This is a genomic window from Stenotrophomonas sp. T8 (assembly GCF_051853085.1).
GTDB classification, from domain to species: domain Bacteria; phylum Pseudomonadota; class Gammaproteobacteria; order Xanthomonadales; family Xanthomonadaceae; genus Stenotrophomonas; species Stenotrophomonas sepilia.
In genome coordinates, this window is the sequence record NZ_CP195329.1 from 3,265,001 (window position 1) to 3,290,178 (window position 25,178).

The window sequence follows — 25,178 nt, forward strand, 5'->3', positions numbered from 1 at the left end:
TTGCCTAGTACAGGACTCCGTTTTGCCAAATCAGGCGGCACCGCGTCAGGAAGGTCCGACGAGATCGCCACGAATTCGCGACGAGATCCCGACGAAGAAATTACGAAGGCCCATTTCCCTTGAACAACAACAACTTGGAGAATGCGGGGAACAGTGCAGGCGGGCGTTCGGGCAACCGCATCACGCCGATGTCAGCGCCATCGCTGACCGCCATCGCCACGAACAGGTCCTTTCCGTCGGCGCTGGCACTGAGCCCGTTGCCGGCGCTGAGCCGTTCTGCGTCCAGGCAGCGTTCCGCCTCCTCGCGGCCGGGCTGGATGCGCACGAAGGTGGTGCCACACGTGGTCGAGGTACCGAGGTAGCCGATGCCGTTGTTGCCGGTCACGGTCCAGGCCCGGTATCGCCAGCGGCTGGGCCGGTCATCGCTGATCTGCTGCACACTGGCCGGGGACAACGCGGCATCCGCCGACCACAGGCCTCCGGCGGCCAAGCGGGTGAACAACACGCGGCCACTGCTCCGGTCAAAGCGCGCCTGCGACACCCCATCGATGCTGGCCAAGCGGCGCCAGGGCTGGACGCTGCGATCGAACAGGCTCAACCGCGTGCGCTGGTCGGCATCGCGCTCGACCACAAACAGCTGCTGCGGCGAGGCGCCATACAGTGCCTGCAACGGCTGTTCGGCCGGAACCGGCAAGGGTTGCAGGCGTTCATCGCGTGGCGCGATTTCATAGAGCACCGTGCGCCCATGCGCATCGCGGCCAACCACGAGCAACTGCCGGCTGTCGGCCGACCAGTCCGGCGCCTGCCGCGCCTCCGGCCGCAGCCCTTCGATGGGACGCAGCGAATCCGGTCGCTGCATGTCCGCCCACCACAGGGCGAAGCTGCCGGAACGATCGGAGGTGAAGACCAGCTGGCGGCCATCAGGCGCTGCCATCGGCTGCCCATCGCGGCCACTGGAGGCGAACAGGCGCTCGGGCGTGCCGCTGCCCTGCATCGGCACCTTGAACACGCCGAACTGCGCGCGCCGGTGGACGAACGCCAGCATGCCACCGCGTCGCGACACCGCTGGCCACTGCGCATCATCCAGGCCGGCATCGCGCAACGTGTGCCGCTCGACGTCCAGGTAATAGAGCCGCGCCTCGCTATCGACACGGCGGCCGAACACGATGGTTCGGCCATCGTCCAGCCAGGCCCAGCCGCGCAGCTCTGCCGCTTCATCGGTCAACTGCTCGGGCGTACCGCCCGCGGCTGGCACCCGCCACAGATCACCCAGCTGCGGGTTGCGCACGAACACCAGCCATTGCCCATCAGGCGAATAACGCGGTGCGTAGTCGAAGTCATCCTGATCGACGCTGTAGGCCAGCGCGCGCCACTGGCCACTGGCCAGGTCCAGCACGCGGATGCCACGGTGCGCGTAGCGACCGACCATGCTGCCGAACACCAGGCCACGCCCATCCGGCGTCCAGTCGAAGCTGAGCAGCTCCGTGCCATCGCAGCGTGTGGCCTGGCGCAGCGCGCCACCGGTGGCGCTGGCGATCAGTACCTGGCACCCGCCGTCGGCGGAGAATCGCGCGAAGGCGATTTCGCGGCCATCCGGCGACCAGTTCGGGAAGCGATCGACGGCACCGGCTGGTGGCGCCAGCAACTGGCGCGCCGGCGCGTTGCCGGAGGTCTGCAGCTTGATCGCGCCACCGCCGTTGCCATCCTCGTTGGCGCCCTCATAGGCCACCAGCGAACCGTCCGGTGACAGCGTGGGATAGGTTTCAAAGCCGCTGGTCGCGGTGATCAACCGATACGGCCGCTGCGGGCTGCCGATCACCCGCGTACCGTTCTCCACGGCAGCCTCCACCGGCGAACTGCCGGCCGGTGCACGGCGCAGCAGCAGCGTGGTCAACACCAGCAGCGTGGCCAGCATCAACACGCCCAGCGCCAGCAGCACGCGCCGACGGATATGGCGCCAGCGGCGGCGCGCTGCCTGTGGATGCGCAGGCAACGCAGCAGTGGTCACCGGCTGCGCGGTCATGCCTTCGTCGTCGCGGACGCCTGCGGCCACGGGCTCGGCATCGTCCAGCACCTGCACCGGGACCAGAAGCCGATAGCCTGTCTTGGCGATGGTTTCGATGTAGGCCTGGCCGTTGTCGTCGTCGTTGCTGAACGCCTTGCGCAGCTGGGTGACGGCCTGGGTCAGCACATCGTTGGTCGGCAGCGTGTCCGGCCATACCTCGGCGAACAACTCGTCGCGGGTGACAACGCGGCCCGGCTGCCGCAGCAGCACGCGCAGCACGCCCAGCGCCTTCGGCGTCAGCCGGCGCGGGCGACGCGCACCGACGACCTCGACTTCGCGCGAGGACAGAGTGACGGTGCACTCTCCTATCCGTATCCGATCGGATACCGGGGGCTGGATTTCGCTGCTGTTCATTTTCTGCTACACAGTAGAGACAGGTCCCGGGCAGTGTTTGCCTTCGATACCGCCCCGTCCTGGGAACAGCGAAAAGCCAGACTCCGCACAAAGCATCGGCGCATACCGCAAAAACAATCGAGCGCGCGAATACTAGCCTATGCAAGTTACCTCGCCTATCGCGTGGTCGACATCAGGCTCTCTCTCGCCGACGCATTCACATAATTTGCGACATCATTCGCGCCCTTTCGGGCGCGAAATTTTTATCTGGCGTTCATTTTCACATGCGCCGCAACATGGTCAATCCGACCAGCCGCGAAACCACCAAAGCCACGTACATCACGCCGGAAAACTGCTCCAGCATGACCAGTGCGCGTGCCTGTGGATGCAACGGCACGACGTCACTCAAGCCGACGCCAGACAGCAAGCTGAAGCTGAGATAAAGCAGCTCCATCCAACTGCGCTGCGCGCCTCCGCCGGTGCCCTGGAAGCTGCCCGGGTACCACTGCTGGCATACCGCGAATGCGAACGCAAATGCCCATGCAAGCAAGGTGAATGTCGCGCCTGCGGCGAACAGTTCGTCGCGGGTGACCTTGTGGTCCTGGAGCATGTAGGCGATCAGCGCGCCGGCCGTGTAGAAGTACAGCAGGCTCTCCAGCAACTGCGCGGTGGTCAGCAATGCGCTGCGGTCGAGCAATGCACCGGCCAGCGAGAACACCACCGACGGGAGGGCCAGCACCAGTGCCAGCCAGGTGCCCAGCGGGCTGCGCTGCACCACCCACAGCGCCAGGCCCAGTACCGCCATGCCGAACATGCCCAGCGCCGCGCGGCCGGCAGCGGTGTCATCCAGCGCGGGGTACAGCAGCACCGCGATCAACTGGGCACCCAGCAGCCAGGCCGAAGGATGACGGCGGGCGATGGCCAGCCAACGGGTGGTCATGGCAACAGGCATGGTGTCCTTTCCCCAGGGTGATGCGCGGAGCATAGCCGGGAGAGGCGCGATGAGCGGTGGTGCCGGCCGCTGGCCAGCACGCTTCCCGGCCCCCGCACAACCGGCTGCCGGCCAGCGGCCGGCACCCGGCTACTCGTCATCCCTGGTGGTAGACCTCTGCGCCAGCCGCGCGGAACTCCTCCGACTTCTCCTTCATGCCGGCCTCGGCGTAGTCACGCACATCCTGGGTGATCTTCATCGAACAGAAGTGCGGGCCGCACATCGAGCAGAAGTGGGCCAGCTTGTGCGCATCCTTCGGCAGCGTCTCGTCATGGAACTCCTTGGCCTTCTCCGGATCCAGCCCGAGATGGAACTGGTCCTCCCAGCGGAACTCGAAACGCGCCTTGCTCAGCGCGTTGTCACGCACCTGCGCACCCGGGTGGCCCTTGGCCAGGTCGGCCGCGTGCGCGGCAATACGGTAAGCCATGATGCCGTCGCGCACGTCCTGGCGGTTAGGCAGGCCGAGGTGCTCCTTCGGCGTCACGTAGCAGAGCATGGCCGTGCCGAACCAGCCGATCATCGCCGCGCCGATCGCGCTGGTGATGTGGTCGTAGCCCGGTGCGATATCGGTGGTCAACGGCCCCAGCGTATAGAACGGCGCCTCGCCGCACTCACGCAGCTGCTTGTCCATGTTCTCCTTGATCAGCTGCATCGGCACGTGGCCGGGGCCCTCGATCATGGTCTGCACGTCGTGCTTCCAGGCAATCTTCGTCAGCTCGCCCAGCGTTTCCAACTCACCGAACTGCGCGGCGTCGTTGGCATCGGCGATGCAACCCGGGCGCAGGCCATCGCCCAGCGAGAAGGTCACGTCGTAGGCCTTCATGATTTCGCAGATCTCTTCGAAATGCGTGTAGAGGAAATTCTCCTTGTGATGCGCCAGGCACCACTTGGCCATGATCGAGCCCCCGCGGCTGACGATGCCGGTCACCCGCTTGGCGGTGAGCGGCACGTAGCGCAGCAGTACGCCGGCGTGGATGGTGAAGTAGTCCACGCCCTGCTCGGCCTGCTCGATCAGGGTGTCGCGGAAGATTTCCCAGGTCAGTGCCTCGGCGCGGCCATCAACCTTTTCCAGCGCCTGGTAGATCGGCACGGTACCAATGGCCACCGGCGAGTTGCGGATGATCCATTCACGGGTCTCATGGATGTGCTTGCCGGTGGACAGATCCATCACCGTGTCGCCGCCCCAACGGATCGCCCACACCAGCTTTTCCACTTCCTCGGCGATGCCGGAAGATACGGCGCTGTTGCCGATGTTGGCGTTGATCTTGGTAAGGAAGTTGCGGCCGATGATCATCGGCTCGCTTTCCGGATGGTTGATGTTGTTGGGCAGCACCGCGCGGCCGCGCGCGATTTCATCCCGCACGAACTCCGGGGTGATGATCTTCTGGATCGAGGCGCCGAACGCCTCGCCCGGATGCTGCTGCAGCAGGCCCGCATCGCGGATCGCTTCCAGCCGCTGGTTCTCGCGGATGGCAACGAACTCCATTTCCGGGGTGATGATGCCGCGGCGCGCGTAGTGCATCTGGGTGACGTTCGCGCCTGCCCGTGCACGACGCGGCAGGCTGCGCGCGGGGAAGCGCACGGCATCAAGCTTCGGGTCATGCTCGCGATCACGCCCGAACGACGAACTCAGGCCTTCGAGCTGCTCGGTATCGCCACGTTCCTCCACCCAGCCGCGACGCAGTGCCGGCAGGCCGGCGGACAGATCGATACGCACGCCCGGATCGGTGTAGGGGCCGGACGTGTCGTAGACCGTGACCGGTGCATTCTCTTCGCCGCCGAACAGCGTCGGGGTGCGGGTCAACGCGATCTCCCGCATCGGCACCTGCAGATCCGGGCGCGAACCGGGCACGTGGATCTTGCGTGAGCCGGGAATGGGCCGGGTCACGGATTCGGAGAGTTGCTGGGCCTGTTGCTGCAGGGCGGAGAGCTGTGCGTTCATCGGGCATCGTCCAGGAAGGTCAGGGACGAAGCGGCGGCGCACTGCGACCGCGCCCGGACGGTCCTTGGGCGGAGTCCGGGAATGGCTGCATTGCAAAGCTTCCCTACGCCGGTATGAGCCGGATCAGGTTCCAAGGGACTGTCTCAACCGTGGCCACATGGCCGCGGTACCCCCGCTTCTTGGCGTGCATTAGAGCATAGACCGCCCGCCTCCGGAGTTGCCCCCAATCGCCGTTCGTTAACGGAATCATGACGTCCCGTTCAGTAACGTGCACGCGCATCGTGTCGCTGCGACCGGTGCTTCCCTTGCCGCCCCTGCGGCCCCTGCCCGGTTCCGCTGTATACCGCCGGCCCTTCGCTGCAAGCTCTGCTCGCTCCCCTCAATCCCTTGATCGGAGAAGCTCCTTCATGGTGTTTCGTGTTTCCATCGCACTGGTTCTGATGCTGGTGCTGCTTGCCGGTATTGCACCCGGCCCCTTCAATACCGTGGTGCAGAGCATCCTCGGCGAGCTCATCCGCGGCATCGGCTGGCTGTACCTGCTGGTCGTGTTCCTGGCCCTGGTATTCCTGATGTACCTGGCCTTCGGTCGCTTCGGCAACCTGCGCATCGGCGGCGAAGACGCCGAGCCGGAGTTCTCGCGGGCCAGCTGGATGTCGATGCTGTTCGCCGCCGGCATGGGCATCGGCCTGGTGTTCTGGGGCGCCGCCGAGCCCATTTCGCACTTCAGCAAGCCACCGGAAGGGCTTGCTCCGCAAAGCCTGGACGCGGCACGCGCCTCGATGCGCTATGCATTCTTCCACTGGGGCCTGCACCCGTGGGCCATCTACGCGCTGATCGGGCTGGCAATGGCCTGGTTCCAGTTCAACCGCAACGGCCGTGGCCTGGTCAGCGACATGCTGCAGCCGATCATCGGCCGCCACCATCGCGGCTGGATCGGTCGGGTGGTCAACATCGCTGCAGTGGTCGCCACCGCGATCGGTGTCGCGACGACGCTGGGCTTCGGCACCATCCAGATCGCCGCCGGCATCGAGCGCGTGTTCGGCGTGCAGGCTACCGTCCCAGTGCAGATGACCATCATTGCCGTCGCCTTCGTGCTGTATATGGCGTCCACCGCCAGTGGCGTGGAGCGGGGTGTGAAGTGGCTGTCCAATTTCAACCTGGCGTTGGCTGCCCTGCTGGCAGCCATCCTGCTCGTGCTGGGGCCGACCGGCTTCATCTTCGATACATTCACCACCACGCTGGGCTCCTACCTCAACCAGCTGGTGACAATGAGCCTGCGCATGTCACCGTTCTCCGGCAGCACCTGGGTGGCGGACTGGACAATCTTCTACTGGGCCTGGTGGATCTCGTGGGCACCGTTCGTGGGCTCATTCATCGCACGCATCTCGCGCGGCCGCAGCGTGCGCGAGTTCGTGATTGGCGTAGTGCTCGCGCCGACGCTGCTGGGCTTCTTCTGGTTCGCGGTGTTCGGCGGCACCGCGCTGTGGGCACAGATCTTCGGCCATGCCGACCTGGTGCAGGCGCTGGGCAATGGCTACGAGACGGTGCTGTTCACGCTGTTCGACAGCATGCCGCTGCCGTTGCTGCTGTCGTGCATCGCACTGGTACTGCTGATGATCTTCTTCGTAACTTCGGCCGACTCGGCGGTACTGGTTCTGGCCAGCATGTCCACTGACGAAGCAGGCGATCCTCCGTTGAAGCGCAAGCTGGCCTGGGGCATCGCGGTGGCGTTGATCGCAGCGGCGTTGCTGCTGGCCGGTGGCCTGGATGCACTGCAGGGCATGATCACGATTGCGGCGTTGCCATTCGCGCTGCTGATGGTGCTGGTGATGGTGTCGCTGTACCGCGTGCTCGACCAGGAGTACACGCGTGAGCGACGGCAGGCGCAGCGCCAGCGGCACATGATCGATGCGTGGATCGCACGCGAGATGGCGGCGCAGGAGGAGACGCAGGCCGAGGCCGCACGCGCGCACGATCAGGATTGAGGGTGTTTTGCAGCCTGCGGCTGCACCGCTTTTTCAAGCAAGTGCAAGTGCAAGTGCAGAAGCCAAGGCGGCTCTGGGCTTCTGCTTGCTTGACGGGGAGGGGGCAGATGGCGGGACACGCCGCAAGTACGTCCCTGTAGGCTCGGCCACGGCATCCATGCCGTGGACGGTCCCGCCATCTGCCCCCTCCCCGCCTCCGACGATCTCCCAGTGACGGCAGTAGATCCACGCCATGCGTGGATCAGGTGTATCGGAAAACAAGAAGGGGTCGGATCCGTTTTCCTTCGGAAAACGGATCCGACCCCAACCCACAGCGCGCGGCTGTTGCTGTTGCCTTTGCTCTTGATCTTCTTCCTTCTCTTCCGTGGCTGACGCGCACGGAAATTTTCGGGGGGCGTGCGGGTGGGAGTGGCGGGGGTATCCGCGCCATGGATGGCGCGGCTAAGCCTACAAGGACGTATTTACGGCGTCCCCCGACACTCCCACCCGCACGCCCCAGCGCATGAACCTGCTCCAGCGCTCAGCCGCGAGGGGGCTCAGCCCGGTGGCCGGTAAACCTCAGTACCCCGCCGCCTGCCCATCCTTTCGGCTCTCCGAAGCCCCGTAGTAAACCCCGGTCTCGGGATCGCGCATGATCGCCTGGTAACCGCCATACGGCCCATCTGCGAACACGATGCGATGCCCCTTGCGCATCAGCGCACGCACTGTTTCATATGGGAAGCCGGTTTCCAGATTCACTTCACCACCGTCGGTCATCGCCGTGGCCTGGCCGGTCGGCTCGGTCGAGCCTTCATGCTGGATGCGCGGTGCGTCACCGGCTTCCTGCAGGTTCATGCCGAAGTCCACCAGGTTCATCACGATCTGCGCATGGCCCTGCGGTTGCATCGCACCGCCCATCACGCCGAAGCTGGCATACGGCTTGCCACCCTTGGTGATGAACCCCGGAATGATCGTCTGGAAGGGGCGCTTGCCCGGTGCGTATCCGTTGGGATGGTTCTTCTGCAGCACGAACATCTCGCCGCGGTCCTGCAGGATGAAGCCCAACCCCGGCGGCGCCATGCCGCTGCCCATGCCGCGGTAATTGGACTGGATCAACGAGACCATCATGCCGTCGGCGTCGGCCACGGTCATGTAGATCGTGTCGCCTTCCTCCAGCTGCTTCGGTGTGCCTGGCTGCACTTCCTTCAAGGCCTTGTCCATCGAGATCAGCGCCCGGCGCTGCGCGGCGTACTCCTTGGAGATCAGCTTCTGCACCGGCGCCGGCTGGAATGCCATGTCGGCGTAGAAGCGCGCACGGTCGGCGAAGGCCAGCTTCTTCGCTTCGACGAACAGGTGCACGTGCTCGGGTGAGCCGAACGGGATCTTCGAGAAATCGTAGCCTTCCAGCACGTTGAGGATCTGAAGCGCAGCGATGCCCTGGCTGTTGGGTGGCAGCTCCCAGACGTCGTAGCCACGGTAGTTGCTGCTGACCGGCTCGACCCATTCACCGTGGTGCTCGGCCATGTCCTGGTAGCTCAGGTAGCCACCGTTGGCCTTGAAGTAGTCACCGATGGTGCGGGCGATCTCGCCCTTGTAGAAGGCGTCGCGCCCGCCGTCGGCGATCTTCTGCAGGGTGCTGGCCAGGTTCGGGTTCTTCCACATCTCGCCCTTGCGTGGAGCATGGCCGTTGATCGTGAACTGCTCCTTGAAGCCCGGGTACTGCGACAGCTTCGGCACCGAGCGATCCCAGTAGTAGGCAATCACCTCGGCCACCGGGTGCCCTTCGCGGGCGTAACGGATGGCCGGCGCCAGGTTGTCGGCCATCGGCTTGCGGCCGAAGCGATCGTGCAGGGCGAACCAGCCGTCGACCGCACCGGGCACAGACACCGGCAGCGGGCCGGTGGCCGGGATGTCCTTCAGGCCGCGGCGCTGGAACTCGGCCAGGGTGAGCGATTTCGGCGAGCGCCCCGAGCCGTTGTAGCCATAGAGCTTCTGCGTCTTCGGGTCCCAGACGATGGCGAACAGGTCGCCGCCGATGCCGTTGCCGGTGGGCTCCATCAGGCCCAGCGCTGCGTTGGCCGCGATGGCGGCATCCACCGCCGAGCCACCGCCCTTCATCACGTCCAGCGCGATCTGGGTGGCCAGCGGCTGCGAGGTGGCGGCCATCGCATGGGGGGCGATCACCTCCGAACGGGTCGCGAAGGTGTGGCCGGTGATGCGGTCGGCGGCGATGGACAGTGCAGGCACGGCAGCCAGCACGGCGGCGGCGAGCAGGGAGCGGGCAAGGCGTCGGGACACGGTCGGGTTCCGGTGGAAGGCTGATCGCCTGATCTTCGCCGCTGCGACCTTCCTACGGTATCGGGCAGAGGTCATGGACGTTGATCCTGGGTTAGATGCGGAGGAAGCCAGAAAGCCGCCGGATTCCGCGCAAAAACCGCTCTGAAAAGAGTGAATTCGGGTTCACTGAAACACTTTCAGCGGCAACCATCCTTGTGCCGCAAGCGATTTAGCTGGACTCACTGGAAACCGATAAAAAAACTGTCGTGAGGGTTGACACCGCCAAAACGCCTGTGTTTCTCTCGATCGCATGTTGCATCACAACACGCCACCGCGAACCCACATTGAAGCCGCCGCCATCGGCGCCGCCTCGCTGCGTTCGATTCTTGTGCTCGTACTTATTACCCAACCCACAGGTGCGGGACGAGCCAGCGTGTAAGCAACAGACACACCGGAACTCTTCAAAAACCCGCACCCGCCCCGGTGCGGGTTTTTTCATTTCAGAACCTGGTTTCAGACGCAACCACCATGACCAACGCTCATCGCACAACCCGGACCTGCAGCACCATGCCTCGTGGTGGCTGTGCCTGTGCGATGCGCGGCGCCCCCTCCACCGCTTTCCCCTGACCGGCCGGCACGTCACCTCGACGACCGGCCGTTCTTTTTTCTTCCCACCGCAAGGAACCTCCCCCATGAGCACCAACGACCTGCCCCAGACCAAGATCGCCGTCGTCGGCTACGGCAGCCAGGGCCGCGCCCACGCACTGAACCTGCGCGAATCCGGCTTCGACGTGGTGGTAGGCCTGCGTCCGGGCGGCCCGACCGAAGCCAAGGCCCAGGCCGATGGATTCACCGTGGTGGCGCCCGCCGATGCGGTGAAGGACGCCGACCTGGTCGCCGTGCTGACCCCGGACATGGTGCAGAAGAAGCTCTACAACGATGTGCTGGCGCCGAACATGAAGCAGGGGGCGTGCCTGCTGTTCGCCCACGGCCTGAACGTGCACTACGGCATGATCGAGCCGCGCGCCGATCTGGACGTCGTGCTGGTCGCGCCGAAGGGCCCGGGTGCGCTGGTGCGCCGTGAGTACGAGATCGGCCGTGGCGTGCCGTGCATCTGGGCGGTCTACCAGGACGTCAGCGGCAAGGCCGCGCAGCATGCCCAGGCCTATGCGGCCGGCCTCGGCGGTGCCCGCGCCAACCTGATCCAGACCACCTTCAAGGAAGAGACCGAGACCGATCTGTTCGGCGAGCAGGCGGTGCTGTGTGGTGGTGCGTCGGCGCTGGTGCAGGCCGGTTTCGAGACCCTGGTGGAAGCCGGCTACCAGCCGGAGATCGCCTACTACGAAGTACTGCACGAGCTGAAGCTGATCGTCGACCTGTTCTATGAAGGCGGCATCTCGCGCATGCTGGAATTCATCTCCGAGACCGCGCAGTACGGCGACTACGTCAGCGGCCCGCGCGTGATCGACGCCAGCACCAAGGCGCGCATGAAGGAAGTGCTGAAGGACATCCAGGACGGCACCTTCACCAAGAACTGGGTGGCCGAGTACGAAGCGGGCCTGCCGAACTACAACAGGTTCAAGCAGGCCGACCTGGAGCACCCGATCGAGAAGGTGGGCAAGGAACTGCGCGCCAAGATGGTCTGGTTGCAAGGACAGGCCGCGTAACCGCGCGGCCCTCCCCCACCCGCTTTGCAAGGTTCCCCCATGAACTCTTCCACACACCGCAGCGCGCCGCCCAACGGCGCGCGCTGGCTGACCCAGGCGCTGGAGGCCGAAGGCGTCCGCACGCTGTTCGGCTATCCCGGCGGCACCATCATGCCGTTCTACGACGCGCTGGTGGATTCGTCGCTGAAGCACATCCTGGTACGCCATGAGCAGGGCGCGGCGCTGGCCGCCAACGGTTTCGCCCGCGCCAGCAACCAGGTGGGCGTCTGCGTGGCCACCTCCGGCCCGGGCGCGTCGAACCTGGTCACCGGCATCGCCGATGCGATGCTGGATTCGGTACCGATGGTCTGCATCACCGGCCAGGTCGGCACGCCGCTGCTGGGCACCGACGCCTTCCAGGAACTGGATGTGTTCGGCCTGACGATGCCGATCGTCAAGCACAGCTGGCTGGTTCGCAGCGTCGATGACCTGCCGCGCGTGGTGGCCGATGCGTTCCGGATCGCCCGCGAAGGTCGCCCCGGCCCGGTGCTGATCGACCTGCCCAAGGACGTGCAGCTGGCCGACGCCAGCCATCTGCCGGCGCATGCGCCCAGCAGCGTCGAACCACCGCCGGCGCCGGCCGAGGCCGCCATTGCCGAGGCCATTGCCGCGCTGGCCGCGGCCGAGAAGCCGGTGGTCTACGCCGGCGGTGGCATCGCCCTGGGCGACGCCGTACAGGACCTGCGCGACTTCGTCGAGGCCAGTGCCATCCCCACCGTGATGACGCTGCGCGGCCTGGGTGCACTGCCGGCCAGCCATCCGCAGTCGCTGGGCATGCTGGGCATGCACGGCACCCGCGCGGCCAACATGGCGGTGCAGGAAAGCGACCTGCTGCTGGTGCTGGGCGCACGCTTCGACGACCGTGCCACCGGCAAGCTGGCGGAGTTCGCACCGTTCGCCCGTGTCGTCCACATCGATGCCGATGCGTACGAGATCTCCAAGCTGCGCAGTGCCGATGTCGCCGTGCCCGGCAATGTCGGCCATGCCATCCGCGCCCTGCGTGCGGCCTTCCCCTCGCCCAAGGCCCACCAGGAGGCGTGGCGCAAGCGCTGTGCGCAGCATCGCGATCGCTTCGCCGCGCGCTACGACGCACCGGGCCAGCACATCTACGCGCCGGCCCTGCTGAAGCGCCTGAGCGAGCTGGCCCCGGCCGATGCGGTGATCGCCTGCGACGTTGGCCAGCACCAGATGTGGGTGGCCCAGCACTGCCGCTTCAACCACCCGCGCAATCACCTGACCAGTGGCGCGCTGGGCACCATGGGCTTTGGCCTGCCGGCCGCGATGGGTGCGCAGTTCGCCTGCCCCGATCGCACCGTGGTGCTGGTGTCCGGCGACGGCAGCTTCATGATGAACGTGCAGGAGCTGGCCACCATTGCCCGCTGCCGCCTGCCGGTGAAGATCGTGCTGCTGGACAACAGTTCGCTGGGCATGGTGCGGCAGTGGCAGGAGCTGTTCTTCGCCGAGCGCTACAGCGAGATCGACCTGTCCGACAACCCGGACTTCGTGGCGCTGGCGCAGGTGTTCGGCATTTCCGCCACCCGCATCGACGCGCGGGATGACGTCGAGGGTGGCCTGGCCGCGCTGCTGGCCGAACCCGGCCCGGCACTGCTGCACGTGGCCATCGATGCACGCGCCAACGTATGGCCGCTGGTGCCACCGAACACCGCCAACAGCACGATGCTGGAAAGCAACCCCGCCCATGCCCGCCAGGAGATCCCCAATGCACTACCGGCTTGACCTGGTGCTGCACCCGGCCGAAGGCGCGCTGTTGCGCGTGATCGGCATGGCCGAGCGCCGTGGCTTCGCGCCGCGTGCGATCAGCGGTGCGCCGGTGGCCGCCGACGATGGCCGCTGGCACCTGCAGCTGGTGGTGGATGGCCAGCGCCCGGCGGAAACGCTGTGCCGGCAGATCGAGAAGATCTACGACTGCGTGTCCGTGCAGGTCACCGCCGTGGAAGGAGCATCCGTATGAACACCCGTACCGTAGTGACCACGGTGCCGGTACGGAGGCGTCTTCTTCGCCGCCCGTGCCCGCATGCGGCGGTCGCCTGCACCCCGCTGGTGGCCCATGCCGGCCGCTGATGCCAGCCAGGAAAGCGATGTCGGCGACGTAAGCGTCGCCGACGTACTGGCGGCGCAGGCCCGGCTGCGCCGCTTCCTGCCGCCTACCCCGCTGCACCATGCCGAGCGCTTCGGCACCTGGCTGAAGCTGGAGAACCTGCAGCGCACCGGGTCCTACAAGGTGCGCGGCGCGTTGAACGCGCTGCTGGCCGGCCGCGAGCGCGGCGATACCCGGCCGGTGATCTGCGCCTCGGCCGGCAACCATGCCCAGGGCGTGGCGTGGGCGGCCTACCGCCTGGACGTCCCGGCCATCACCGTGATGCCGCATGGCGCACCGGCCACCAAGATCGCCGGCGTCGCTCACTGGGGCGCCACCGTGCGCCAGCATGGCACCAGCTATGACGAGGCCTACGCCTTCGCCGTCGAACTGGCACAGCGCCATGGCTACCGCTTCCTGTCCGCGTTCGACGACGCCGATGTGATTGCTGGCCAGGGTACGGTCGGCATCGAGCTGGCCGCGCACGCGCCGGACGTGGTGATCGTGCCGATCGGTGGTGGCGGACTGGCCTCAGGCGTTGCACTGGCGCTGAAATCACAGGGCGTGCGCGTGATCGGCGCCCAGGTGGAAGGCGTTGACTCAATGGCGCGCGCCATCCGCGGCGACGTGCGCGAGATCGCCCCCGTCGCCTCGCTGGCCGACGGCGTGCGGGTGAAGATCCCTGGATTCCTGACCCGACGCCTGTGCACCTCGCTGCTGGACGACGTGGTGATCGTGCGCGAAGCCGAACTGCGTGAAACCCTGGTCCGGCTGGCACTGGAAGAACACATCATCGCCGAGGGCGCCGGTGCGCTGGCGCTGGCAGCCGGCCGCCGTGTCGCTGGCCGCCGCAAGTGCGCGGTGGTGTCCGGCGGGAATATCGATGCGGGTGTCCTGGCCGGCCTGCTCACCGACATCCGGCCGCGCCCGCCGCGCAAACCACGGCGACGGCGTAGTGAAACCCCACGCTCGCCCGGCAAGGCCAGCGCCCTCGCGTCCCCCACCTCTTCCCCTTCCCCCCTGCAAGCCGCCGCACCCGCTGTCGAGGAGATTTCCCTGTGACCACCATCGAACGAATTACCACCCCGCGCATCCGCATCTTCGACACCACCCTGCGTGACGGCGAGCAGTCCCCCGGCTGCAGCATGAGCCCGCCGCAGAAGCTGGTGATGGCGCGTGCGCTGGACGAACTGGGCGTGGACATCATCGAGACCGGCTTCCCGGCCAGCTCGCAGTCCGACCGCGAGGCGATGGCCCTGATCGGCCGTGAGCTGCGCCGCCCGAGCCTGAGCCTGGCCGTGCTGTCGCGCTGCCTGCAGGCCGATATCGAAACCTCGGCGCGTGCCCTGGAAGCTGCGGCCAACCCGCGCCTGCACGTGTTTCTGTCCACCAGCCCGCTGCACCGCGAACACAAGCTGCGGATGACCCGCGAGCAGGTGCTGGAATCGGTACGCAAGCATGTATCGCTGGCACGCTCGTACATCGACGATGTCGAATTCTCGGCCGAGGATGCCACCCGCACCGAGCTGGACTACCTGATCGAAGTCTCGCGCGTGGCCATTGCCGCCGGCGCCACCACCATCAACCTGCCCGACACCGTCGGCTTCACCACGCCGGAAGAGATCCGCGCGATGTTCCAGCAGGTCATCGCCGGCGTCGCCGATGTGCCGAATGCCGCCAACGTGATCTTCAGCGCGCATTGCCACAACGACCTGGGCCTGGCCGTGGCCAACTCGCTGGCCGCCATCGAAGGCGGCGCGCGCCAGGTCGAGTGCACCATCAACGGCATCGGCGAGCGTGCCGGCAACTGTTCGCTGGAAGAGATCGCGATGGTGCTGAAGGTACGCCAGGCCTTCTACGAGCAGGACAGTTCGATCAACACCCCGCGCATCGTCGGCACTTCGCAGCTGCTGCAGCGCCTGGTCGGCATGCCGGTGCAGCGCAACAAGGCCATCGTCGGCGCCAATGCCTTCGCCCACGAATCGGGCATCCACCAGCACGGTATGCTGCGCCATCGCGGCACCTACGAAATCATGCGCCCGGAAGACGTGGGCTGGGAGGATTCGCAGATGGTGCTGGGCCGCCACAGTGGCCGCGCCGCCGTCGAAGCGAGGCTGCGCGCGCTGGGCTTCTGGCTGGACGAAGACGAACTGAAGCTGGTGTTCGAGCAGTTCAAGGGCCTGTGCGAACAGCAGCGCGTGGTGACCGATGCCGACCTGCAGGCGCTGATGCAGGGCGGCGGCTCCAACGCACAGGGCTACCGCCTGGCGTCGATGACCATCAGCGATGTCGGCAGCCGCGCCAACGCGCTGGTGGAACTGTCCGACCCCGACGGCAACCGCGTGGCCGAGACCGCGCAGGGCGACGGCCCGGTCGATGCGCTGTTCGGCGCGCTGTCGGCCGCCACCGGCGTACAGCTGATGCTGGACAGCTACCACGTGCACAGCGTGGGCATCGGCGCCGATGCGCGCGGCGAGGCCAACCTGAGCGTGCGCCACGACGGCGTGGAGTACGACGGCACCGGCACCAGCAAGGACATCATCGAAGCCTCCGCGCTGGCCTGGCTGGACGTGGCCAACCGCCTGCTGCGCCAGCGCCACGCCGCCGCCCACAGCAGCACCGACGTTCCCACCCCCGCAACCGCCTGAGGAACCCGAGATGAGCGCCTTCGACACTCCTACCGCAGCCGCTGGCCAGCAGTGGAACGCCCAGGACTATGCGATCGATGCCGGCTTCGTACCGTTGCTCGGTGGCGCGGTCGCGCGCCTGCTCGATCCGCGCGCCGGTGAGCGCATCCTCGACCTGGGCTGTGGCGACGGCGTGCTCAGCACCGAACTGGCCCTGAGCGGCGCGCGCATCCACGGCGTGGACGCGTCGCCGGAACTGGTGATCGCCGCCCGTGCACGTGGCGTCGACGCGCAGGTGATGGACGGCCACGCGTTGTCGTTCGACAGCGAGTTCGATGCGGTCTTCAGCAATGCCGCATTGCACTGGATGGGCAACCCGGACCGCGTGCTGGAAGGCGTGCGTCGCGCGCTGCGCCCCGGTGGCCGCTTCGTCGCCGAGTTCGGCGGCCATGGCAACGTGGCCACGATCGTCGCGGCGGTACAGGCCGCACGCGTGGCCCACGGCCATGGCGCCAGCACCTTCCAGTGGTACTTCCCGAGCGCCGATGCCTATGCCGACCGCCTGCGCCAGCATGGCTTCCAGGTGCAACTGACCGAATGCACGCCGCGCCCGACCCCACTGCCGACCGGCGTAGCCGGCTGGCTGCGGGTATTCGCCGCGCCGCTGCTGGATGACCTGCCCGCCGAGGCCCGCGCCACCGTGCGCGAGGCGGCCACCGCGTTGCTGGCCGACCTGCCACGCAATGCCGCCGGCCAGCCGCTGGCCGACTACGTGCGCCTGCGTGTGCTCGCCCGCCGTCGCTGACTTGACCGTTCCGCTTTCTTTACTGATGTTCGCTATCTCGTACTTCTGCCAGGCATACGCATGACTTCCGCACCCCGCACCCTGTACGACAAACTGTGGGACGCCCACGTGGTGGTTCCCGAATCCGAGAGCGCGCCCGCCGTGCTGTACATCGACCTGCACCTGATCCACGAGGTGACCTCGCCACAGGCATTCACCGAACTGCGCGAGCGCGGCCTGGCGCCGCGCCGCCCGGACCGCACCAAGGCGACGATGGACCACTCCACGCCGACCTTGCCGGCTGCGGCCGACGGCACGCTGCCCTACGCCAGCGCCGCTTCCGAGGCACAGGTCGCCACCCTGGCGCGAAATTGCGCCGAGCACGGTATCGAACTGTTCGACATGGCCTCGGACAACCGCGGCATCGTCCACGTCATTGCGCCGGAACAGGGCTTCACCCAGCCGGGCATGACCATCGTCTGCGGTGACAGTCACACCTCCACCCACGGTGCATTCGGCTCGCTGGCCTTCGGCATCGGCACCAGCGAGGTCGGCCACGTGCTGGCCACGCAGTGCCTGCTGCAGCGCAAGGCCAAGACCTTCGCGATCACCGTTGACGGTGCGCTGGCACCCGGCGTCGGCGCCAAGGATGTGGTCCTGCACATCATCGGCGTGATCGGCGTCAACGGCGGCACCGGCCACGTGATCGAGTTCCGTGGCAGCACCATCGAAGCGATGGACATGGAACAGCGCATGACCCTGTGCAACATGTCGATCGAAGCAGGTGCACGCGCCGGCATGGTCGCGCCCGACCAGGTCACCTTCGACTTCGTCGCCGCTACGCCGCGCGGCCCCAAGGGCGCCGACTTCGACGCTGCCGTGGCGCGCTGGCAACAGCTGCGCAGCGATGATGGCGCGCGCTTCGACAGCGAAGTGCACATCGACGCCGCCGACATCCGCCCGACCCTGACCTGGGGAACGCATCCGGGTACCGCGATCGCCGTGGATGCGCCGATTCCCGCCGCCAACGATGCCGCCGCACAGAAGGGCCTGGACTACATGCACTTCCAGGCCGGCAAGGCGCTGGCGGGCACACCGGTGGACGTAGTGTTCGTTGGTTCGTGCACCAACGGCCGCCTGAGCGACATGCGCGAAGTCGCACAGGTGCTGCGCGGCCGTCGTGTCGCCGAGCGCGTGCGCATGCTGGTGGTACCGGGCTCGGAGATCGTCAAGCGCGAGGCCGAGGCCGAGGGCATCCACGAGATCGTGCGCGCGGCCGGTGCCGAATGGCGCGAGCCGGGCTGCTCGATGTGCATCGCGATGAACGGCGATCTGGTCGCCCCCGGCCAGCTGGCCGTGAGCACCAGCAACCGCAATTTCGAAGGCCGCCAGGGCCCCGGTTCGCGCACGCTGCTGGCCTCGCCGATGAGCGCCGCATGGGCGGCGGTGAACGGGCACGTCGCAGATACCCGCGAACTGTTCGCACAGGAGGTGGCGTGATGGCCGGTTTCCGTACCCTGACCTCGGCCAGCGTGGTGCTGCGCCAGACCAACATCGACACCGACCAGATCATCCCGGCGCGGTTCCTGTCCACCACCGAGCGTGCCGGGCTGGGTCGCAACGCGTTCAACGACTGGCGCTGGCAAGCTGATGGTTCGCCGGTGGCCGACTTCGCCTTCAACCAACCGCACAACGCCGGCCGCAGCATCCTGCTGGCGGGCCGCAATTTCGGTTGCGGCTCGTCGCGCGAACACGCTCCCTGGGCACTGACCGACCTGGGCCTGCGTGCCATCGTCAGCAGCGAGATCGCGGACATCTTCCGCGGCAACGCGCTGAAGAACGGCCTGCTGCCGATCGTGCTGGACGAGGCCGACGTGCAGGCGCTGATGCAGCGCCCGGACGATGCGCTGACCATCGACGTGGCTGCGCGCGAACTGCGCACCCCCGATGGCCGCGTCTATTCCTTCCCGCTGGATGGCTTCTCGCAGACCTGCCTGCTGGAAGGCGTCGACCAGTTGGGGTATCTGCTGGGCCGTGTCCCTGAAATCGAACGTTACGAGAGTGAGCATGCACGCTGAAATTGTTGTCCTGCCCGGTGATGGCATCGGCCCGGAAGTGGCCGCCGCGGCAGTTGCCGTCCTGAAGGCGGTCGCCGGACGCTTCAACCACACCTTCACCTTCAGCGAGCACGACATCGGTGGCATTGCCATCGACCGCCACGGTGAACCGCTGCCGGCGTCGACCCTCGCCGCCTGCCAGGCCGCCAATGCGGTGCTGCTGGGCGCGGTCGGCGGCCCGAAGTGGTCCGACCCGAACGCCAAGGTGCGCCCGGAACAGGGCCTGCTGGCGATCCGCAAGGCGCTGGGCCTGTATGCGAACCTGCGCCCGGTGCGTACCCACGAGGCCGCGCTGCACGCCTCGCCGATCAAGGCCGAGCTGCTGCAGGGCGTGGACTTCGTGGTGGTGCGTGAACTGACCGGCGGCATCTACTTCGGCGACAAGACCCGCGACGCCGACAGCGCCAGCGACCTGTGCCGCTACACCGTGGCCGAAATCGAGCGCGTGCTGCGCAGCGCCTTCCGCCTGGCCCAGCAGCGTCGCGGCAAGGTCACTTCGGTGGACAAGGCCAATGTGCTGGAAACCTCGCGCCTGTGGCGCGACGTGGCCGCACGCATCGGCCGCGAGGAGTTCCCGGACGTGGCGCTGGAGCACCAGTTGGTCGACTCGATGGCCATGCACCTGCTGGCCAAGCCACGCGAGTACGACGTGATCGTCACCGAGAACATGTTCGGCGACATCCTCACCGATGAGGCCTCGATGCTGGCCGGTTCGCTGGGCCTGCTGCCGTCGGCCTCGCTGGGCGAGCCGGGTGCGGTGGGCATTTACGAGCCCATCCACGGTTCGGCCCCGGACATCGCCGGCAAGGGCATTGCCAATCCGTACGCGACAATCTTCAGCGCCGCGATGCTGCTGCGCCATTCGCTGGGGCTGGAGGCCGAAGCGGCAGCCGTGGAAGCCGCCGTGCATGCGGTGCTGGATGACGGCGTGTTCACTGCTGATCTGGCTGCAAAGGGCAAGGCGGTGAGCACCGCGGCAGCGACCGACGCGGTGCTGGCGAAGCTGGGCTGATCCGGTAGCGCCACGCCATGCGTGGCGCGCTTCCCGTCGGATATCGTGCGCAGCCCCCCCATGGGGTGGCTCTACTGGTAGACCCACGCCATGCGTGGCTGCGTTACTTGGTGGTGTACCCACCATTGACCAGGATCGTCTGCCCGGTCATCCACCAGCCATCCGTCACCAGGAAGCGGATCCACGGCACGATATCGGCGATGTCGGTCAGCCCGGTGCGGGTGAACGCCGACAACGCCGCCGCAGTCTTGTGATACGCCTGCGCATCGGCGCTCTCGGCCGGATAGAAGAACGGCGTGTCCATCGGACCGGGACCGATCGCGGTCACCGAAATGCCGCGCTCGCCGAACTCCTTCGACGCCGCGCGGGTGAAGTGCTCGACCGGCGCCTTGGTGCCGGCGTAGCTGGAATAGAACGGCGTGAACGCACCCAGCAGCGAGGTGACCAGGGTGCAGATGCGGCCACCGTCATTGACGTGGCGACCTGCCTCCTTCAGGAAGAAGAACGCGGCCTTGGCATTGACCGCGCTCATCTCGTCGTACTCCACTTCACTGATGTCCAGCAGCGGTTTCTTCAATACCTTGCCGACCGTATTGATGGCGATGTCGGGACGGCCGACTGCGGCCACGGCATCGGCGAACAAGCGCTCCATCGCTGCCGCCGAGGTCAGGTCGCCCTGCAGGGCCACCGCCTTGCTGCCGGCGGCCTGCACCGCGGCTACCGTCGCTTCTGCGTCGGGCTGGGTAGCGGCACTGTTGTAGTGGATGACGATGGCTTTGGCGCCCTGTGCGGCGAAGTCGCGGGCGATCAGGCCACCCAGGTTCTTGGCGCCACCGGCGATCAGCACGGTCTTGCCCTTGAGGGAATGCTCGGTCATGGCTTCGGTCTCGGGAGGGGGCTGCCCGGGGTGGCAACCCTGCCCTGACGACGATATCGTGCAGAAAATGCGGATAAAGCCCGCCACTTTGACTTAACTTTCCAGAGCCAGCGAACAATGGACCGGATCGATCGCTTCCGCATCTTCACCCGGGTCGTGGAGTGCGCCAGCTTCACGCGCGCCGCCGACCAGTTGGGCCTGCCCCGTTCCACGGTCTCGGCAGCCATTGCGGAGCTGGAGCAGCGGCTCGGCACCCGCCTGCTGCAGCGCTCGACCCGCCGGGTGTCCACCACCCACGACGGCGACGTGTTCCATGCGCGCTGCCTGCGCCTGATCGCCGAGGTCGAAGACGCCGAATCGCTGTTCCTCCAGGTCGACGCCCAGCCGTCGGGCCTGCTGAAGATCGACGTACCCAGCCGCATCGGCCGCCGCATCATCGCACCGGCGCTGCCCGGGTTCTTCGCGCAGTATCCGCAGGTGGAAGTCGACCTGGGCATGACCGACCGCGCGGTGAACCTGATCGAAGACGGTTGCGATGCGGTGCTGCGGGTCGGCCAACTGGGCGATTCCAGCCTGGTGGCGCGCACGCTGGGCCAACTGGATTTTGTCAACGTTGCGGCGCCGGCCTACCTGCGCGAACACGGCGTGCCGCAGCATCCTGCCGACCTGCCGCAGCACCGCGCGGTGAACTACGCGTCGCCGACCACGGCACGGGTGGAACCGTGGGAGTGGCAGGACGGCGGCCAACTGCGCACGCTGCCGATGCCTGGCTGGGTGCGTGTGAACAGCGCCGAGGCATCGATTGCGTGCTGTGTGGCGGGGTTGGGTCTTTTGCAGATTCCGCGCTACGACGTACAGGCCGAGCTGCAATCCGGCGCGCTGGTGGAAGTGATGCCACAGCACGTCGCACAGCCATTGCCGGTCACCCTGCTGCAGCCGCATCGGCAGCACCGTGCGCTGCGCGTGCAGGTGTTCATCGAATGGTTGCTGCCGGTGCTACGGATCGGTCTGCAGCTGCGGTAGATCCACGCCATGCGTGGATGCATGCATCCGTGCCAACCAAGGTTGGCACCTACCGAGCGATGGCGAATCGCGGTAGATCCACGCCATGCGTGGATGACGGAGCCTGGAAATCCGCAGCCACCCATGGGGTGGCTCTACTGGAAGATGTGCCAGCCAGGGTTGGCACCTACCAGGGGCCGCGGCCGCAGAACCCGGGGCATCACGCCCCGGATTCATCGGGCTTCACCCGGAACCACGCCGCGTACAAGGCCGGCAGGAACACCAGGGTCAGCACCGTACCGACGATCAGGCCGCCCATGATCGAGATCGCCATCGATCCGTAGAACGCGCTGCGCGACAGCGGAATCATCGCCAGCACGGCTGCCAGTGCAGTCAGCACGATCGGGCGGAAGCGGCGCACCGTGGCGTCGATGATCGAATGCCAACGGTCATGCCCGGCATCGATGTCCTGCTGGATCTGGTCGATCAGGATCACCGAGTTGCGCATGATCATGCCGGCCAGCGCGATCGTGCCCAGCAGCGCCACGAAGCCGAACGGCGCCCGGAACAGCAGCAGGAACAGGGTCGCGCCGATGATGCCCAGCGGCGCGGTCACCAGCACCATCGCTGCACGCGAGAAGCTGCGCAGCTGCAGCATCAGCAGCGTGGCCACCACCACCAGGAACAGCGGCATGCCGGCCTTGATCGAGTTCTGGCCACGCGCCGAATCCTCCACGGTACCGCCGGTTTCCAGCAGGTAACCACTGGGCAGCTCGGCACGGATGCCGTCCAGTGTGGGCAGGATCTGATGCACCACGTCCAGCGCCTGCATGCCATCACTGATGTCGGCGCGCACGGTCACCGTCGGCAACCGGTTGCGGTGCCAGATGATGCCGTCCTCGAAGCCGTACTCCATCGTCGCCACCTGCGACAGCGTGATGCTGCCACCGTTGGCGGTGGGCATCGACAGGCTGGACAGCAGCTCCAGTTGATTGCGCTCATCGGCCGGCCCGCGCAGCAGCATCTCGATCTGGCGATTGCCCTCGCGATACACGCTGACCGATTGCCCGGCCAACGAACTGGACAGGAACTGGCTGACCTGGGCGCTGCTCACGCCCAGCGCGCGGGCGCGCTCCTGGTCGACCACCAGGCGCACCACCTTGCTCGGCTCGCTCCAGTCCAGGTTGACGTTCATCACGTGCGGGTTCTCCCGCACCTTGGCCTCGACCTGGCGCGCGATCGCCTGCACCTTCTCGATGTGCTCGCCGGAGATGCGCATCTGTACCGGATAGCCGACCGGCGGGCCGTTCTCCAGGCGGGTCACGCGCATCTGCACGTCCGGGAACTTCGGGATCACCTCGTGCAGCAGCCAGTCGCGGGTGCTTTCGCGTGAAGTGATGTCCTTGGCCAGCACCACGAACTGGGCGAAGTTGGTCGCCGGCAGCTGCTGGTCCAGCGGCAGGTAGAAGCGCGGCGAACCGGTGCCCACATAGGACACGTAGTTGGCAATGCCCTCGCGGCTGGACAGCAGCTTCTCAAGCTTCTCGGCCTGGGCCTGGGTCGAGCGCAGCGAGGCGCCCTCGGCCAGCTCGATGTCCACCATCAGTTCCGGCCGGGTCGAATCCGGGAAGAACTGCTGCGGCACGAAGCGGAACATCATCAGCGAGAACACGAACAGGCCGATGGTCGCCGCGATCACCCACCAGCGATGCCGCAGGCAGGTATCGAGGAAGCGACGGAAACTACGATAGAACGGGCGCTGGTACGGATCGTGGTCGTGCCCGTGCTGCGGCGGCGCGATCAGATTGGCCAGCGCCGGATAGCGGTCGGCCCACTGCTGGCGCTTGGCGTGCCAGCGCGCTGACAGGCTGCCCGGCTTCGGCGGCTGCGGATTGAACAGGTCCGGCAGCATCTTGTCGCCCAGGTAAGGGATGAACAGCACCGCTGCGATCCACGACACCACCAGCGCGATGGTCACCACCTGGAACAGCGAGCGGGTGTATTCACCGGTACTCGATGCCGCAGTGGCAATGGGCAGGAAGCCGGCCGCGGTGATCAGGGTGCCGGTCAGCATCGGGAACGCGGTCGACTCCCAGGCGAAACTGGCGGCGCGCAGGCGGTCGTAGCCCTGCTCCATCTTGGTGGCCATCATCTCCACCGCGATGATCGCATCATCCACCAGCAGGCCCAGCGCCAGCACCAATGCACCCAGCGAGATCTTGTGCAGGCCGATGTCGAAGTAGTGCATGACGAAGAAGGTCATCGCCAGCACCAGCGGGATGGTCACGCCCACCACCAGGCCGGTGCGCAGGCCCAGCGAGAAGAAGCTGACCAGCAGCACGATCACCACCGCCTCGGTCAGCACCTGCACGAACTCGCCGACCGACTCTTCTACCGATTGCGGCTGGTCGGACACCTTGCGCAGCTGCATGCCGGCCGGCAGGGTCTTCTGCAGGCGTTCGAACTCGGCATCGAGGTTGGCGCCGAGCTTGAGGATGTCACCGCCATCCTTCATCGCCACCGCCAGGCCGATCGCCTCTTCGCCCATGAAGCGCATCTTCGGCGACGCCGGATCGGCGAAGCCGCGCTTGACCTCGGCGATGTCGCCCAGGTGCACGGTGCGGTCACCGGCGCGGATCGGGAACTGACGGATCGCTTCGATGTCGTTGAACTGGCCGGTCACCCGCAGCTGCACCCGATCGGTGGCGGTCTCGAAGAAGCTGGTGCCGGTCACTGCATTCTGGTCGGCCAGCGCCTGCTGCACCTGCTGCATCGACACGCCCAGCGTGGCCAGCCGGGTGTTGGACAGTTCGATCCACACCTTCTCGTCCTGCAGGCCGACCAGGTCGATCTTGCCGACGTCGGGCACCCGCTGCAGTTCCAGCTGGATGCGGTCGGCGTAGTCGCGCATCACCGCATAGTCGAAGCCCTTGCCGGTCAACGCATAGATGTTGCCGTAGGTGTCGCCGAACTCATCGTTGAAGAACGGACCGACGATCTCGCGTGGCAGCGTCGGGCGGATGTCGCCCACGCGCTTGCGCACCTGGTACCACAGGTCCGGGATCTGCCTGGAGCGCAGGCTGTCGCGCGCCATGAAGATGATCTGCGATTCGCCCGGACGCGAGTACGAGCGGATGAACTCGTACTCGCCGGTATTCATCAGCGCCTTCTCGAGCGGCTCGGTCACCTGCCGCGAGACCTGCTCGGCAGTGGCCCCGGGCCACAATGTGCGCACCACCATCGCCTTGAAGGTGAACGGCGGGTCCTCGGACTGGCCCAGATGCTTGTACGACCATGCGCCGATCAGCGCGAAGGCCAGCATCGCAAACAGCACCAGCGGGCGGTTGGACAACGCCCACTCGGAAAGATTGAAGCGGCGCACC

The 25,178-nt window shown here is 66.7% G+C and carries 17 protein-coding genes and 1 riboswitch; of the genes, 11 read left to right on the plus strand and 6 right to left on the minus strand.

Annotation, left to right across the window (positions count from 1 at the left end; all coding sequences use genetic code 11):
• Positions 1-100: 100 nt before the first annotated feature.
• The 3 genes from ACSDHM_RS15180 to thiC all read right to left on the minus strand — a co-directional run bounded on the left by ACSDHM_RS15180 (position 101) and on the right by thiC (position 5,331).
• The gene (locus ACSDHM_RS15180; RefSeq protein WP_111008261.1) at positions 101-2,419 is read right to left on the minus strand and encodes a winged helix-turn-helix domain-containing protein; all 2,319 of its coding nucleotides are present in this window, start codon (positions 2,417-2,419) and stop codon (positions 101-103) included.
• A 259-nt stretch (positions 2,420-2,678) separates the two neighbouring features.
• Positions 2,679-3,350 (minus strand): ion channel, encoded by a 672-nt coding sequence (locus tag ACSDHM_RS15185; protein ID WP_188240630.1) that lies wholly within the window; start codon positions 3,348-3,350, stop codon positions 2,679-2,681.
• A gap of 136 nt (positions 3,351-3,486) precedes the next feature.
• Positions 3,487-5,331, minus strand: coding sequence for a phosphomethylpyrimidine synthase ThiC (thiC, locus tag ACSDHM_RS15190; RefSeq protein ID WP_072168417.1), 1,845 nt, complete (start codon positions 5,329-5,331; stop codon positions 3,487-3,489).
• An 82-nt stretch (positions 5,332-5,413) separates the two neighbouring features.
• A riboswitch (TPP riboswitch) is annotated at positions 5,414-5,515 on the minus strand.
• A 223-nt stretch (positions 5,516-5,738) separates the two neighbouring features.
• Here thiC and ACSDHM_RS15195 point away from each other — a divergent pair.
• Positions 5,739-7,316 carry a BCCT family transporter gene (locus ACSDHM_RS15195; RefSeq protein ID WP_069139241.1) on the plus strand — a complete coding sequence of 526 codons (1,578 nt, stop codon included), beginning with the start codon at positions 5,739-5,741 and terminating at the stop codon, positions 7,314-7,316.
• A 558-nt stretch (positions 7,317-7,874) separates the two neighbouring features.
• On the opposite strand, the gene ggt is transcribed toward ACSDHM_RS15195, so the two are convergent.
• Complete coding sequence (gene ggt, locus ACSDHM_RS15200; RefSeq protein ID WP_353080350.1) at positions 7,875-9,593, minus strand: gamma-glutamyltransferase; 1,719 nt, start codon at positions 9,591-9,593, stop codon at positions 7,875-7,877.
• Between the two features lie 671 nt (positions 9,594-10,264).
• Between ggt and ilvC the strand changes: the two genes are divergently transcribed.
• The 9 genes from ilvC (at position 10,265) to leuB (ending at position 19,916) form a co-directional block, all read left to right on the plus strand.
• Positions 10,265-11,239, plus strand: a complete 975-nt coding sequence (gene ilvC / locus ACSDHM_RS15205) for a ketol-acid reductoisomerase (protein ID WP_252744848.1) — start codon at positions 10,265-10,267, stop codon at positions 11,237-11,239.
• A 39-nt stretch (positions 11,240-11,278) separates the two neighbouring features.
• Complete coding sequence (gene ilvG / locus ACSDHM_RS15210; protein WP_069139240.1) at positions 11,279-13,015, plus strand: acetolactate synthase 2 catalytic subunit; 1,737 nt, start codon at positions 11,279-11,281, stop codon at positions 13,013-13,015.
• The gene (locus tag ACSDHM_RS15215; RefSeq protein ID WP_005419108.1) at positions 12,999-13,250 is read left to right on the plus strand and encodes an ACT domain-containing protein; all 252 of its coding nucleotides are present in this window, start codon (positions 12,999-13,001) and stop codon (positions 13,248-13,250) included. Before ilvG ends, ACSDHM_RS15215 begins: the two co-directional genes overlap by 17 nt.
• A gap of 96 nt (positions 13,251-13,346) precedes the next feature.
• Positions 13,347-14,438, plus strand: coding sequence for a threonine dehydratase (locus ACSDHM_RS15220; RefSeq protein ID WP_053499063.1), 1,092 nt, complete (start codon positions 13,347-13,349; stop codon positions 14,436-14,438).
• On the plus strand, positions 14,435-16,024 hold the full coding sequence (locus ACSDHM_RS15225; RefSeq protein WP_188240625.1) for a 2-isopropylmalate synthase: 1,590 nt from the start codon (positions 14,435-14,437) through the stop codon (positions 16,022-16,024). The genes ACSDHM_RS15220 and ACSDHM_RS15225 overlap by 4 nt, the downstream gene beginning before the upstream one ends.
• Positions 16,025-16,034: 10 nt before the next feature.
• Positions 16,035-16,808, plus strand: a complete 774-nt coding sequence (locus ACSDHM_RS15230) for a class I SAM-dependent methyltransferase (protein WP_072167588.1) — start codon at positions 16,035-16,037, stop codon at positions 16,806-16,808.
• Between the two features lie 60 nt (positions 16,809-16,868).
• On the plus strand, positions 16,869-18,287 hold the full coding sequence (leuC, locus tag ACSDHM_RS15235; protein WP_072167589.1) for a 3-isopropylmalate dehydratase large subunit: 1,419 nt from the start codon (positions 16,869-16,871) through the stop codon (positions 18,285-18,287).
• A complete protein-coding gene (gene leuD / locus ACSDHM_RS15240) occupies positions 18,287-18,865 on the plus strand; it encodes a 3-isopropylmalate dehydratase small subunit (RefSeq protein ID WP_021202144.1) in 579 nt (192 codons plus the stop codon). The genes leuC and leuD overlap by 1 nt, the downstream gene beginning before the upstream one ends.
• Positions 18,855-19,916 carry a 3-isopropylmalate dehydrogenase gene (leuB, locus tag ACSDHM_RS15245; protein ID WP_088496830.1) on the plus strand — a complete coding sequence of 354 codons (1,062 nt, stop codon included), beginning with the start codon at positions 18,855-18,857 and terminating at the stop codon, positions 19,914-19,916. Before leuD ends, leuB begins: the two co-directional genes overlap by 11 nt.
• Before the next feature lie 103 nt (positions 19,917-20,019).
• Here the strand turns inward: leuB and ACSDHM_RS15250 are convergent, their stop codons facing one another.
• Positions 20,020-20,793 carry an SDR family oxidoreductase gene (locus ACSDHM_RS15250; protein WP_072167591.1) on the minus strand — a complete coding sequence of 258 codons (774 nt, stop codon included), beginning with the start codon at positions 20,791-20,793 and terminating at the stop codon, positions 20,020-20,022.
• A 117-nt stretch (positions 20,794-20,910) separates the two neighbouring features.
• Here ACSDHM_RS15250 and ACSDHM_RS15255 point away from each other — a divergent pair, with 117 nt between their 5' ends.
• Positions 20,911-21,816 (plus strand): LysR family transcriptional regulator, encoded by a 906-nt coding sequence (locus ACSDHM_RS15255; protein WP_180890587.1) that lies wholly within the window; start codon positions 20,911-20,913, stop codon positions 21,814-21,816.
• 199 nt (positions 21,817-22,015) lie between these two features.
• On the opposite strand, the gene ACSDHM_RS15260 is transcribed toward ACSDHM_RS15255, so the two are convergent.
• Complete coding sequence (locus ACSDHM_RS15260; protein ID WP_049416701.1) at positions 22,016-25,177, minus strand: efflux RND transporter permease subunit; 3,162 nt, start codon at positions 25,175-25,177, stop codon at positions 22,016-22,018.
• Position 25,178 lies beyond the last annotated feature (1 nt).